Here is a 12,722-nt window from a genome sequence, read left to right on the forward strand (position 1 = left end):
AGCTTTTTCGGCGGAATGCCAATGCTGGACGTGACCACTGCCAACGAGACCGCCGACGATGCCCGCGTGCGTACCAATGTGGTGCGCCTTGCCGCGGCGCAGGCGCTGACCGGCGCCAATTCGGCCGTGATCTTCGCCACCGGTGCGATCGTGGGCGCCACGCTCGCTCCCGACATGTCGTTCGCGACGGTACCGATCTCGATGTATGTGGTGGGACTTGCCGCCGGCACGCTGCCGACAGGCGCGATCTCGCGCCGCTTCGGCCGCCGCGCAGCCTTCATCATCGGCACCGGCCTCGGCACGCTCACCGGTCTCACCGGCTCGTACGCGATCCTGCACGGCTCGTTCGCGCTGTTTTGTCTGGCAACCTTTCTCGGCGGCCTCTACGGCTCGGTGGCGCAATCCTATCGCTTCGCCGCGGCCGACGGCGCCAGCGCGGCCTATCGGCCCAAGGCCGTGTCATGGGTGATGGCGGGCGGCGTGTTCGCCGGGGTGCTCGGTCCGCAGCTGGTGCAATGGACCATGGACGTCTGGTCGCCCTATCTGTTCGCCTTCAGCTTCCTGGTCCAGGCCGCGGTCGCATTGATCGCGATGGGCATCGTCGCCGGCGTCGATATGCCCAAGCCCGCGCCGGCCGATCTGCATGGCGGACGGCCGCTGCTGACGATCGTGACCCAGCCGCGCTTCAACGCCGCCGCGCTGTGCGGCGTCATCGCCTATCCCATGATGAACCTGGTCATGACCTCGGCGCCGCTAGCCATGAAAATGTGCGGGCTGTCCGTGTCGGATTCCAATTTCGGCATCCAATGGCACATCGTCGCCATGTACGGGCCGAGCTTCTTCACCGGCGCGCTGATCGCCCGCTTCGGCGCACCCAGGATGGTTGCTGCCGGCCTGCTGCTGGAAGCCGGCGCCGCCACCATCGGGCTATCAGGCATCACCGCGATGCATTTCTGGGCCACGCTGTTCGTGCTCGGTGTGGGCTGGAATTTCTCCTTCATCGGCGCGTCCGCCCTGGTGCTGGAAACGCACCGCCCGCAAGAGCGCAACAAGGTGCAGGCCTTCAACGATTTCCTGGTGTTCGGTATGATGGCGGTCGGCTCGTTCTCCTCGGGCCAGCTGCTCGCGAATTTCGGCTGGTCCGCGGTGAACATGGTGGTGTTCCCGCCTGTCGCGCTCGGTCTTGTCGCGCTCTCGCTGGCGTCCTGGGCCCGCCGTCGCAAGGCGCGGCTGGAAGCGGCGATGGGTGAGTTCCCGGACGCGATCTAACTGGCAGGAGCTTGTCAGCAGTCTCGATACTTCGATCGCGGTCGAAGTGATTTCTGGAGACGATTTACTAGATGATGCGTCATGGCCGGGCTTGTCCCGGCCATCCACGTCTTGGACGCGCGGATCGAAGAACGTGGATGCCCGGGACATAGGCGAGCGGAAGCGACGCCGTCCTTCAGACGGCTATGCCCGGGCATGACGGAGTAAGCAGCATGCTAGATAATCCCCAGCACACAGCTCCCTACGATGAATCCTCGCTCCGCTACGAAGGCTGGCGCATCGTCGCGGTCTGCTTCCTGCTCGCGACCTTCGGCTGGGGCCTCGGCTTCTACGGCCAGAGCGTCTATGTCGCCGAGCTTCAGCGCGCGCGGGGCTGGCCGGCCTCGCTGATCTCATCAGGCACCACGTTCTTCTATCTGTTCAGTGCGCTGCTGGTCGTCTTTGTCGGCGAAGCCGTCCGAAAATATGGTCCGCGCCCCTCTCTGATATCAGGCACGCTGGCGATGGCGGCAGCTGGCGTGGCGATCGGCGCGGTGCGCGAGCCCTGGCAGCTTTGGCTTGCCGATGCCGTGCTCGCCTTCGGCTGGGCCGGCACGAGTCTGGCCATGATCACCAACACGATCAGCCTCTGGTTCGACCACAAGCGCGGCATGGCGATCAGCCTCGCGCTCAACGGCGCCAGTTTTGGCGGCATCGTCGGCGTGCCGCTGCTGGTGGTGATGATCAGCCATATCGGGTTTGCGAACGCCATGTTCGCGACATCGGGCGCGATGCTGGTGCTGCTGGTTCCCGTGATCTTGCTGGTCGTCGGCCAGCCGCCGGATCTTCACGGCTGGAAAGCGGCGGCAAAGACAAAGCCGCAATCATCGACAGAGATCCGCAAGCAGGCACTGCGTGATGTCGGTTTCCTCACGGTGACGATTGCGTTCGCACTGGTGCTGTTCGCGCAGGTCGGCTTCATCGTGCACCTGATCTCGTTTCTCGATCCCGTGATCGGACGCGAGCGCGCCGCTGTCGCGGTCGCGGTGCTGACCGCGATGGCGGTGGTCGGCCGTGTCCTGTTCTCGATGGTGATCGACCGGCTCAACCAGCGCCTCGCCTCGGCGCTGTCGTTCCTGAGCCAGGCGGCGGCGCTGTGCGTCGTCATCGTCATGGACAACGACTATGTGCTGATCGCGGCCTGCGCGGTGTTCGGCTTCTCGGTCGGCAATCTCATCACGCTGCCGTCGCTGATCGTGCAGCAGGAGTTCGATAGCGCCGCGTTCGGCGTGCTGATCAGCCTCAACACCGCGATCAACCAGGTGACCTATGCCTTCGGCCCCGGCGTCGTCGGCTTCTTGCGCGATTGGTCCGGCGGCTATTCGCTGCCGTTCTATCTCTGCATCGCGCTGGAGCTGGTGGCGGCGGCGCTGATCATGGTGCGTGGCGCGAGCCACACGAAAGCTGCGTAGGGTGGGTTAGCCCTGCAGATGCGCGAAGCGCATCTGCTCGGCGTAACCCACCATGCTTCAGCAAATGCGGAAGAAAGTTGGTGGATTACGCCTTCGGCTAGTCCACCCAAGACTACGCCTCGCGCTGCCTCAACAACGCCTCCACATCCAGCCGCTTGGTAAACATCGCGAGCTTGCCATCCGGCCCCAACGGCCACTGCTCGCGCGGCTTGTCCCAATACAGCTCGACGCCGTTCTGGTCAGGATCGCGCAAATACAGCGCCTCGCTCACGCCATGGTCGCTGGCGCCATCCAGCGCAATGCCTGCTGTCAGCACCCGATGCAGCGCATCGGCCAGCGCCGGGCGCGTCGGATAGAGGATCGCGGTGTGAAACAGCCCGGTGGTGCCCGGTGGCGGCGGCGAGCCGCCCTTGCTTTCCCAGGTGTTGAGCCCGATATGGTGATGATAGCCGCCGGCCGAGATGAAGGCGGCACCCGAGCCCATGCGCTGCATCAGCTCGAAGCCGAGCACGCCGCAATAGAAACCGAGCGCACGATCGAGATCGGCAACCTTGAGATGGACGTGGCCGATGCGCGTGCCGGCGGGGACGGGTGGTGTTTGCGACATGTGGCTGCTCCGTGTCTAAACCTCACTTAAGCCGGGGTTCGGCACAGCGCCACTGGCTGATCCCGAAACCCAGCGTTTCCAAATGCGAGGCTTAAGTCAGCTCCGGCACCTCGCCCTCCGGCAGCTCGAACTCAAACGTGTTCAGCGTCATCGACACCATCGTGTAATAGCCGCACAGCCCGATCACCTCGACGACACCGCGTTCGCTGAGCAGCTTAACGGCCTCGTCATAGAGCCCCTTCTCGACACCGTGCCCCTCATGCAGCGACTTCGCGAGATCGTAGATCATCTTTCCCTTGGGGTCGTCGAACTCGGGCGTGCGGCGATCGCGGATCGCGTCGATGATGTCCACCTTCATGCCGCCAGCAAGCGCAAGGCGCTTATGCGCATACCATTCGTAATGCGCGGTCCAGTGCCGCGCCGTCACCAGGATCGCGATCTCCGAAAGTCTTGCCGGGAAGATGGTGTCGTAGCGCAGCACCTCGCCGAGCCGCGTGGCGTGACGGGCCATGTCCGGGCTGTTCAGCCAGGCCATCATCGGCGCCGGCGGCTTGCCGCGTTTGCCGGCAATCGACTCGTCATAAGTCTGGCGCTGGCTCTCGTTCATTTCGCCAGGCGAAAGAAGCTTTAGGCGCATTCTCGTTTCCTCTTTGTTTTCAAGCACCATCGCGCCACGACTATAGCCGACAACGCCCTGCGGAAGTGGTTGAATTCCGCGAGGGCTTGGCCCAGAGTCGCGCTCAACAAGGTTTGCATTGATGGAAACGACCAATGACTGACTCCAAAACCAGCGAAATTGAGAGCGCCGATCTCGAAAAATTCCGCAGCGAGACGCGTGCCTGGCTCGAGGCCAATTGCCCGCCGGAAATGCGCAAGCCTGCAACCTCGGACGCCGACGTGTTCTGGGGCGGGCGCAACGCAAAATTCTCCTCCGAGCCGCAGCGCGTCTGGTTCGAGCGCATGCGCGACAAGGGCTGGACCGTGCCGGATTGGCCCAGGGAATATGGCGGTGGGGGCTTGAGTGCTGGCGAGCACAAGGTGCTGCGCTCCGAGATGGCCCGGATCGGCGCGCGCCCGCCGCTGTCGAGCTTCGGCATCTGGATGCTCGGACCGGCGTTGCTGAAATACGGTAACGAGGCGCAGAAGAAAGAGCATCTGCCGAAGATCGCCGCGGGCCTGATCCGCTGGTGCCAGGGCTATTCCGAGCCGAACGCCGGCTCCGACCTTGCCTCGCTGCAGACCCGCGCCGAGAGCGATGGCGACGACTTCATCATCAACGGCCAGAAGATCTGGACGTCCTACGCGAACTACGCGGACTGGATCTTCTGCCTCGTGCGCACCGATCCCGCGGCGAAGAAGCACGACGGCATCAGCTTCATCCTGTTCGACATGACCTCGAAGGGCGTCTCGACCAAGCCGATCCTGCTGATCTCGGGCTATTCGCCGTTCTGCGAGACCTTTTTCGACAATGTCCGCGTGCCGAAATCGCATGTGGTGGGCCAGATCAACCGCGGCTGGGACGTCGCCAAATATCTGCTGCAGCACGAGCGCGCGATGATCTCGGGGATGGGCGAGCGCGGCGTCGGCCGTCCGCTCGGCCAGATCGCGGCCGATTCCGTCGGCACCGATGCGCTGGGGCGGCTCGACGATGCGATGCTGCGCGGCCAGATCGCGAGCTTCGACGTCGACGAAGCCGCGCTCGCCGCCTGCGCCGAGCGCGCGGTCGATCTCGCCAAGGCCGGCCAGGCGCATCCGGCGTTCTCGTCGGCGATGAAATATTACGGCACCGAGCTCAACAAGCGCCGCTACGAGATCCTGATGTCGGCCGGCGGCATCGACGCGCTGGAATGGGAGAGCGAACGCTCCAAGCATGGCGCCCGCCCACGCGCCTGGCTGCGCACCAAGGCCAACTCGATCGAGGGCGGCACGAGCGAGGTCATGCTCGGCATCGTCGCCAAGCGCATCCTGGATCTGCCGGGGGCGTGAGCCGCGCACTCACCATGCGTCATTCCGGGGCGCGCGTAGCGCGAGCCCGGAATCCATCTCACCGCGGAAATGCCGCGTGATGGATTCCGGGCCTGGCCCTTCGGGTCATCCCGGACTGCCGAACCAAAACAGATCTCGAATCGGAAACACACCCATGGCCCTCGTCCTCACCGAAGAACAATCAATGCTCCGCGACTCCGCGCGCGGGCTGATCAGCGACAAGGCGCCGGTGTCGCATCTGCGGCACCTGCGCGACAGCAAGGATCCCACCGGCTTCTCCAAGGAGCTCTGGCAGTCCTTCGCCGAGATGGGCTTTGCCGGCCTGCTAGTGCCGGAAGAGTTCGGCGGCAGCGGCCTCGGCTTCATGGAGGCCGGCGTGGTCATGGAGGAAATCGGCCGCACCTTGATGCCGTCGCCTTTCCTCGCCACGTCCGTGGTCGCAGCATCTGCGTTGAACCGCGGCGGCAATGCCGCGCAGAAGGCGGAGTTCTTGCCGAGGATTTCCAACGGCTCGCTGCTGGCGACGCTCGCCATCGACGAAGGCGCAAAGCACCGCCCGCTCCACACCGCCTTGCAGGCCGTGCGCGCCGGCAACGGCTTTAAATTGTCCGGCGCCAAGGCGCTGGTGGTCGACGGCCACGTCGCCGATCTCTTCATCGTCGCCGCGCGCACTGCGGGCTCGGCCGGTGAGCGCGACGGCCTGACGCTGTTCCTGGTCAATCCCAAGGCCAAGGGCGTGTCGATCGAGCGCACCATCATGGTCGACGCACACAATGCGGCGCGGATCGAGCTCGCCAATGTCGACGTCAACGCCGACAGCGTGCTCGGCGAGGTCGACCAGGCGGCCGGCCTGCTCGACGGTGTGCTCGATATCGGCCGCGGCGCGGTCGCCGCCGAAATGGTGGGCCTCAGCGACGAGGTCTTTGGCCGCACCGTCGAGTATCTCAAGAGCCGAAAACAGTTCGGCAAGCTGATCGGCGAATTCCAGGCACTGCAGCACCGCGCCGCCGAGCTTTATGTCGACATCGAGATCACCCGCGCCGCCACCATGAAGGCGCTGCAGGCCTTGGATGCCGATGTGGCGAAGGCTGCATCAAGCGTTGCGGTCGCCAAGGCCCGCGCTGGCACCACCGCCACTCGCGCGGTGCAGGAGGGCGTGCAGATGCATGGCGGCATGGGCATGACCGACCAGTTCGACATCGGCTTCTTCATGAAGCGCGCACGTGTGTGCGAGGAATTGTTCGGCGATTCAAACTACCACACCGAGCAGTTGGCGCGCGCGCGGGGGTATTGAGGCGGGCCGTCACGCCATACTCGGTGTCATCGCCCGCGAAGGCGGGCGATCCAGTACGCCGCGGCCTATCCGCATACAACTCACGTCTCGGAGTACTGGATCGCCCGGTCGAGCCGGGCGATGACAGTTGAGAGTGTGGAGAGCGCTTGCCCCAAGCTCGTCATTGCGAGCGCAGCGAATCAACCCAGAATCGTTCCGTGGAGACAGTCTGGATGCTTCGTCGCTTCAGCTCTCGTAGGGTGGGTTAGCGCTGCAGAAGCGCAAAGCGCATCTGCAGCGCGTAACCCACCAACTTCGTTCGGCGAACGCGGAAGCATTGTGGGTTACGCCCTGCAACTGCGCCTCGCGCAATTGCAGGGCTAACCCACCCTACGAGGTGTCGCCAGAGAGCCCTCACCGCATCGGCGGCGCATATTGCACGCCGCCGACATTCCACAGCTGGTTCATGCCGCGCGGGATCTTCAGCTGCGACTTCTCGCCGATGTTGCGCTCGTACATTTCGCCGTAATTGCCGACATGGCGGATGATGCGCACGGCCCAGTCCTTGGTCAGGCCAAGCTGCTCGCCGTAATTGCCTTCGGTGCCGACGAGGCGCATCACCTCAGGCTTCTTCGATTTCAGCGCTTCGTCGATGTTCTGCGAGGTGACGCCGAGCTCCTCGGCGTTGATCATCGCGTAGAGCGTCCACTTCACGATCATCATCCAGTCGTCGTCGCGCTGGCGCACGACGGGGGCGAGCGGCTCCTTGGAGATCATGTCGGGCAGGATCATGTGATCGCCGGGCTTGGACAGGTTCAGCCTGAGCGCATAGAGCTGGGAGACATCGGCGGTGAGCGTGTCGCACTTGCCGGTATCGTAGGCCTTCACCACGTCTTCCAGCTTGTCGAACTTCACCAGCTCATACTTCATGTTGTTGGCCTTGAAGTAGTCGGCGAGGTTGAGCAGCGTGGTGGTGCCGGATTGCACGCAGACCTTGCTGTCGGCGAGGTCGAGCGAGGTCTCCTTGTTGCGCGAGCGCGGCACCATGAAGCCTTCGCCGTCGTAATAGGCGACGGCCGGGAAATACAGATCATATTCGAGCTCGCGCGACATGCTCCAGGTCGAGTTGCGCGAGAGGATGTCGACCTTGCGGCTCTGCAATTCCTTGAAGCGCTCGCTGGCATCGAGCGGGATGAACTTCGCCTTGCTCGGATCGTCGAAGATCGCCGACGCCACCGCGCGGCAGAAATCGACGTCAAAGCCGGTCCAGTTGCCCTTGTCGTCGGGGATCGAGAAGCCCGGCAGGCCCTTGTTGACGCCGCACAGCACCTCGCCGCGGCGCACGGTGCGCTTCAGGGTGCGGGTGTCGTAGAATTCGTAGGTGATGGCCAAGGCGGCGACCAGCACGGCGACCGCGAGACCGATCAGCAGGCCGCCTCGAAATGTGCGCATCATGTTGCTCTCTCGAAAAATCGGGACAAGGAAATTTGGAAGAGGCGGGAAGCATGATCCCAAGGAAATTCCAGGGAAATTCCAAGGGATCATGCTCGAAGGACGGGCCTAGAGTTCGGGCTTCTGCCGGATGACCACCTTGGTCCCGACAGGAACGCGATCATAGAGATCGGCGACGTCGTTGTTGACCAGGCGGAAGCAGCCCGAGGAGACCTTGGTGCCGATCGTGTCAGGCCGGTTGGTGCCGTGGATGCGGTAGACCGTGGTGCCCAGATACATGGCGCGGGCCCCTAAAGGGTTGCCGGGGCCGCCGGCCATGAAGCGCGGCAGATAAGGCTGGCGCTGGATCATCTCCGGCGGCGGCGTCCAGTCCGGCCATTCCTTCTTGTTCGTGATCTGCACCAGGCCCTGCCACTGGAAGCCGTCGCGGCCAACGCCGATGCCGTAGCGGATCGCGCGCCCGCCCGGCTGGATCAGATAAAGGTGCCGCTCGGCGGTCGAGATGATGATGGTGCCCGGCGCTTCGGTGGTGCGGTAGTACACAACCTGCTTCTGCCATTCCGGATCCAGCTCGTAGCTGTCGTCGGCGATCAGGCCCGGCTCGTCGCCGCGATCAGGCTGCTGGGCGAAAGCCTGCGGCGCGGACAGGATCAGGCCCATCGCAGCCAGCAATGTCCCGGTCAGGCGACGAAAATCCGTCATTTCAAGCTCTCCCCGCTGCCACAGCGCAAATCGTCAGGTTGCATCTGAACTCAGGGGCAGCTTCGTGGCAAGTTCAAGGCGCGCCCATTTCGTATGTCACGAGAATGCTTTGGTTTTTTGACGTAGATCAACACCATGAACAGGGTGGGTTGGCGCGAAAAGCAGTACGTGACCTCACCCCCGCGGATGACGTGCCTCGCCCTCTCCGTTCCCTCCCCCCTTGTGGGGGAGGGAACGTCGGGGACGCTAGTGGAGTCTCATCTCATCGATCACTAAATCCGATTCGCCCCCGCCCCGATCCCGAGCCGCCGCACGATCTCGGCGCCGACGGCCCGCGCCTCGTTGCGCGAGCCGATGCGGGGACTGCGAAAGCGTCGCCCGGAGTGCAGGCGGATCACCACGATGCAGTGCTCATCCTCGGACCGGCCGCGGCGTTCGACCGTGATGGTCTTGACGTCGTGCCCCGCGATATGGTCCGCGCGCGGCTCGCCGTTGCCCCAGAGGCGTTCGACGCGGATGTCGCCCTCGCGGACAATCCAGAAGGCGCCCGTGACGAGATTGGCAAATCTGGTGACTGCGAACGCCGCGACCACGCCAAGCGGCAGCAGCATGAAGTCGATCCAGTTGGGCGGCAAACCCCGCCAGAGCTTGTAGGCGTAGGGCGCGGCACTCACCGCGACGGCGATCACGGCCGCGATTCGGATGTCTCTTTGGGAAAACGGCTCGACGGGTTCGCCAAGCCGCATCTCGGGATTGCTGGCATCGAGCGGGTTGAGGGGCGCCTTGACATCGGGGACGCCGAACTGCGCCGCAATCCGCGCCACGGTGTCATGAACATGCGTGACGTCGGACAGCGGCGGGGAGGTCAGGCGCTCGCCCGAGGCCAGCGTGAAGGCCAGTTGAAATCGGGCCTTGGCGGTCTTGCTGCCGGGAACCTGAAGCCCGGTGATCTCGTCTTTCGCGACGACCCTGGTCTGGAGCTTCCCGAACGGACGCTGCCGTCCGATCAGGATCTCGTCAGGGGTGATGATCCACACCACCGCCGGCGTCAGCATGACGACACCGACAAACGCGGTGCCCGCCAGCAGCGCGACCACGGAGATGATCACCTCAAAGGCATCATGGGTGAACAGCCCCGGCGTGAAGCACAGCGCAACAGCCGCCGCTGAGCCGGCGACGACCAGCCGCTGCGCGATCGAGGAGCCTTCGCGAAGGCGGATGTCGTTGCTGGTGGTCGCGTCGTTCATTGCGGCGGCTGATTGCGTCGCGCGCGAAACTCCACGGACCGGTCCGTGGAGTCAAGCAGCAACGCAACAGCATGATCCGGAACAACAACCTGAAGCGCGATGATCTTCATCGCGCTTCAGCCGCCGCAGATCGGCCTAGCTGCTGGCGTTCAGCAGCTTTGCCACGGTGCGGTCGATCTCGTCGTAGCGGCCTTCGCCTTCATGCTGGAACACGATCTTGCCGCTCTGGTCGATGATGTATTGTGCCGGCCAATATTGGTTGCTGTAGGCGTTCCAGGTCTTGGAGTCATTGTCCTGCGCCACCGGATAGGTGATGCCGTGACGCTTCAGCGCCGCCTGCAGGTTGGAGGCCGAGCGCTCGAACGGGAATTCCGGCGTATGCACGCCGACCACGACGAGACCCTGGTCCTTGTACTTGGCATAGAGCTCGGTGACGTGCGGCAGCGTGTTGACGCAGTTGACGCAGCCATAGGTCCAGAAGTCGACCAGCACGACCTTGCCGCGGAGATCGGCGACATGAAGCGGCTTGGAGTTGAACCAGTTGCTGATGCCGGTGAAATCAGGCGCGCTCACCGCCTGGCTTGCGGCCGCGACCTTGACCGGCGCTGCTTGCATGGCCTCGTCGCAAATGCCGGGGATGACGGCGCCGGTCACAGTGAGGCCGATCAGGGCGGCGGAGACGGCGAGCAGCTTGAAAGTCATGGTCATGTTCTCCGTTTGAGGTGAGGGATCACAGGCCGATCTGGCCGGTGGGATAGAAGCCGGTGAGCCAGGCCACGATCAGCGTGTCGTATTGGAAGTAGGCGGCGAGCGCGAAGGCGATCACGATCACGCCAAACCCCTGCTGCAGCCGCGGCGAGATGCGCGACAGGCTGCGCACGCGCGTGGTCGCGGCCTGTCCGCCATAGGCGATCGCCAGCATCGGGGTCGCCGCGCCGATCGCATAGGCAACCAGCAGCGTCCCGGCCCAGGCCAGATTCCTGGAGGTCGCAACCAAGGTCAGGATCGAGCCGAGCACCGGGCCGGCGCAGGGCGTCCAGACCAGGCCGAGCGTGGTGCCGAGCAGGAGCCCGCCAAGCGCACCCTCGCGCGGGGCACCGCCGGCGGCGCCGAGATTGAGCCAGCCATTGAGCCGGATCGACAGCCATTCGAACGGCGCCGGCCACAGCATCAAGAGGCCAAAGCCGAGCAGCAGGATAGAAGCCGCCTCGCGCAGCACATTCGGATCGAAATCGAACAGTCTTGTCAGCGCACCGAGCAATAGCGCGACCGCGGAGAACGAGACGACGAAGCCAAGCGCGATCATCGCAGGCCGCGCCCGCGAGGAATGCCCGATCGAGGCGCCAAGCAGGATCGGCAGCATCGGCAGCGTGCAGGGAGCGGCGATGGTGAGGATGCCGGCGAGGACAGCGAACAGAAGCTCAAGCATGGGGCACTCGTGATGGAGGTCACGAGGGCAGTTCGGGACGGAGGAGCCGGTCGTTACGCGCTGTCACGCGGTCGTGACGGCTTGGCCGCTACCCACCCGCCCAAATATAAAACGACCCGGAGGGGGGCATCCCGTCCGGGTCGTTTTAGGTCTTGGGAGGGTTTAACGAAACCGTATGCGAGCTTTATAGGGACGAAGTTTTTCCGCCTGATGTTCTGCTTTGTTTCATTTGTTTCGTCGGCGGTAACGCTTTCGTGCCCCGGGACGGGGCCGGAAATCCGCCCCTATCCCATTGAAATCGCTTGGCTTAGGCCGCGAAACGGTCGACGCCGCAAGTCTTAAGCAAATCGGCCAGTTGCTTGCGGGCGTAGAACATCCGCGTCTTTACCGTGCTCTGCGGGATGCCGATGATCTGTCCGACCTCCTCCACCGACTTCTCATGGTAGTAGACGAGGTTGATGATCTCGCGATGCGCCGGCGACAGCTTCTGGACGCAGGCGCGCAGGATCGCGCTGGTGTCGCTGCGGTCGAGCGAGGTCTCGGGCGTGTCGCAATCGTCGGGGATCTGGCGCACGTCCTCCTGGTCGATGTCCTCGAAGCGGCGCTGGCGCATCGCGGTCAGCGCCTTGAAGCGGGCGATCGAAAGCAGCCAGGTCGAGACCTGCGAGCGGCCCTGGAATTGGCCGGCGGTCCGCCACACGTCCAGGAACACCTGGCTGACCAGATCTTCGGCCGTGGTCGCGTCACGCACGATGCGCAGGATGAAGCGGTACACCCGCACGTTGTGCCGGCAATAGAGGATGTGCATGGACGTCCGGTTGCCGTCGGCAATGCTTTCGAGAAGCATGTCGTCCGAGGTCGCCTGGGCAGCGATGATGCTCTGGCTGGCTTGGGCGTTGATGGCGATAACGTTCGGCATTGACTTTGCTCCCCGGTGCGCCGCAACCGAGCGGCGTTTCCTTGAGCCAAAGTGTTAATCAGCCATCGTTTCGGGACGTCTGCACGAAAAGGGGAAAATGGTTTCGTGCGCCGCTAAATTGTTTCGTCGTTCAAATCGCGACGAAACATCAGGACCAAAAAAGCGTGGAATTTCAAGGCTTGGAAAATACGGTCCTGCGGAATTGGACTGGGAGGAACGAATTTCCAGGGCTTGCGTTACGTCGCGCCGCACCCAGTGCCGTCGTCACGACGCAGGTCCGGCTCCAAACACAGTGCCGCAGGGTGGGCAAAGGCGCCCTTCGCGCCGTGCCCAGGTTCTTTCCGAGATTCGTGAGAGATGGCGGGCACGGCGCGTTGCGCCTTTGCC

At 64.0% G+C, this 12,722-nt stretch carries 12 protein-coding genes; 4 read left to right on the plus strand and 8 right to left on the minus strand.

The features are described 5' to 3' along the window. Positions 1-21 precede the first annotated feature (21 nt). On the plus strand, positions 22-1,269 hold the full coding sequence (locus HYH07_RS19660; protein WP_220004046.1) for an MFS transporter: 1,248 nt from the start codon (positions 22-24) through the stop codon (positions 1,267-1,269). A gap of 212 nt (positions 1,270-1,481) precedes the next feature. Further along, on the plus strand, positions 1,482-2,720 hold the full coding sequence (locus HYH07_RS19665; RefSeq protein WP_220004047.1) for an MFS transporter: 1,239 nt from the start codon (positions 1,482-1,484) through the stop codon (positions 2,718-2,720). A 112-nt stretch (positions 2,721-2,832) separates the two neighbouring features. On the opposite strand, the gene HYH07_RS19670 is transcribed toward HYH07_RS19665, so the two are convergent. Both HYH07_RS19670 and HYH07_RS19675 read right to left on the minus strand, forming a co-directional pair. Then, positions 2,833-3,327 carry a VOC family protein gene (locus HYH07_RS19670; RefSeq protein WP_220004048.1) on the minus strand — a complete coding sequence of 165 codons (495 nt, stop codon included), beginning with the start codon at positions 3,325-3,327 and terminating at the stop codon, positions 2,833-2,835. A gap of 91 nt (positions 3,328-3,418) precedes the next feature. After that, positions 3,419-3,964, minus strand: a complete 546-nt coding sequence (locus tag HYH07_RS19675) for a carboxymuconolactone decarboxylase family protein (protein WP_220004049.1) — start codon at positions 3,962-3,964, stop codon at positions 3,419-3,421. A gap of 134 nt (positions 3,965-4,098) precedes the next feature. Between HYH07_RS19675 and HYH07_RS19680 the strand changes: the two genes are divergently transcribed. Then, complete coding sequence (locus tag HYH07_RS19680; protein ID WP_220004050.1) at positions 4,099-5,313, plus strand: acyl-CoA dehydrogenase family protein; 1,215 nt, start codon at positions 4,099-4,101, stop codon at positions 5,311-5,313. Between the two features lie 154 nt (positions 5,314-5,467). Then, positions 5,468-6,607 (plus strand): acyl-CoA dehydrogenase family protein, encoded by a 1,140-nt coding sequence (locus HYH07_RS19685; RefSeq protein WP_220004051.1) that lies wholly within the window; start codon positions 5,468-5,470, stop codon positions 6,605-6,607. A 393-nt stretch (positions 6,608-7,000) separates the two neighbouring features. On the opposite strand, the gene HYH07_RS19690 is transcribed toward HYH07_RS19685, so the two are convergent. The 6 genes from HYH07_RS19690 to HYH07_RS19715 form a co-directional block, all read right to left on the minus strand. After that, positions 7,001-8,038 (minus strand): amino acid ABC transporter substrate-binding protein, encoded by a 1,038-nt coding sequence (locus HYH07_RS19690; RefSeq protein ID WP_220004171.1) that lies wholly within the window; start codon positions 8,036-8,038, stop codon positions 7,001-7,003. 108 nt (positions 8,039-8,146) lie between these two features. Continuing rightward, positions 8,147-8,740 carry a L,D-transpeptidase gene (locus tag HYH07_RS19695; protein ID WP_057747129.1) on the minus strand — a complete coding sequence of 198 codons (594 nt, stop codon included), beginning with the start codon at positions 8,738-8,740 and terminating at the stop codon, positions 8,147-8,149. Between the two features lie 272 nt (positions 8,741-9,012). Beyond that, positions 9,013-9,987, minus strand: a complete 975-nt coding sequence (locus HYH07_RS19700; protein WP_220004052.1) for a hypothetical protein — start codon at positions 9,985-9,987, stop codon at positions 9,013-9,015. A 135-nt stretch (positions 9,988-10,122) separates the two neighbouring features. Then, positions 10,123-10,689, minus strand: a complete 567-nt coding sequence (locus HYH07_RS19705; protein WP_220004172.1) for a thioredoxin family protein — start codon at positions 10,687-10,689, stop codon at positions 10,123-10,125. A gap of 28 nt (positions 10,690-10,717) precedes the next feature. After that, the gene (locus tag HYH07_RS19710; RefSeq protein WP_220004053.1) at positions 10,718-11,416 is read right to left on the minus strand and encodes a cytochrome c biogenesis CcdA family protein; all 699 of its coding nucleotides are present in this window, start codon (positions 11,414-11,416) and stop codon (positions 10,718-10,720) included. Between the two features lie 307 nt (positions 11,417-11,723). Next, positions 11,724-12,335, minus strand: a complete 612-nt coding sequence (locus tag HYH07_RS19715) for a sigma-70 family RNA polymerase sigma factor (protein WP_128954513.1) — start codon at positions 12,333-12,335, stop codon at positions 11,724-11,726. Between the last annotated feature and the right edge of the window lie 387 nt (positions 12,336-12,722).

This window comes from Bradyrhizobium sp. BR 10261, assembly GCF_019455395.1.
GTDB classification, from domain to species: domain Bacteria; phylum Pseudomonadota; class Alphaproteobacteria; order Rhizobiales; family Xanthobacteraceae; genus Bradyrhizobium; species Bradyrhizobium manausense.

Excerpts from the sequence above, each read along its gene's own strand:
- HYH07_RS19660 (WP_220004046.1), top strand. The coding sequence starts at position 22 with ATGCTGGACGTGACCACTGCCAACGAGACCGCCGACGATGCCCGCGTG.
- HYH07_RS19665 (WP_220004047.1), top strand. The coding sequence starts at position 1,482 with ATGCTAGATAATCCCCAGCACACAGCTCCCTACGATGAATCCTCGCTC.
- HYH07_RS19670 (WP_220004048.1), bottom strand. The coding sequence starts at position 3,327 with ATGTCGCAAACACCACCCGTCCCCGCCGGCACGCGCATCGGCCACGTC.
- HYH07_RS19675 (WP_220004049.1), bottom strand. The coding sequence starts at position 3,964 with ATGCGCCTAAAGCTTCTTTCGCCTGGCGAAATGAACGAGAGCCAGCGC.
- HYH07_RS19680 (WP_220004050.1), top strand. The coding sequence starts at position 4,099 with ATGACTGACTCCAAAACCAGCGAAATTGAGAGCGCCGATCTCGAAAAA.
- HYH07_RS19685 (WP_220004051.1), top strand. The coding sequence starts at position 5,468 with ATGGCCCTCGTCCTCACCGAAGAACAATCAATGCTCCGCGACTCCGCG.
- HYH07_RS19690 (WP_220004171.1), bottom strand. The coding sequence starts at position 8,038 with ATGCGCACATTTCGAGGCGGCCTGCTGATCGGTCTCGCGGTCGCCGTG.
- HYH07_RS19695 (WP_057747129.1), bottom strand. The coding sequence starts at position 8,740 with ATGACGGATTTTCGTCGCCTGACCGGGACATTGCTGGCTGCGATGGGC.
- HYH07_RS19700 (WP_220004052.1), bottom strand. The coding sequence starts at position 9,987 with ATGAACGACGCGACCACCAGCAACGACATCCGCCTTCGCGAAGGCTCC.
- HYH07_RS19705 (WP_220004172.1), bottom strand. The coding sequence starts at position 10,689 with ATGACTTTCAAGCTGCTCGCCGTCTCCGCCGCCCTGATCGGCCTCACT.
- HYH07_RS19710 (WP_220004053.1), bottom strand. The coding sequence starts at position 11,416 with ATGCTTGAGCTTCTGTTCGCTGTCCTCGCCGGCATCCTCACCATCGCC.
- HYH07_RS19715 (WP_128954513.1), bottom strand. The coding sequence starts at position 12,335 with ATGCCGAACGTTATCGCCATCAACGCCCAAGCCAGCCAGAGCATCATC.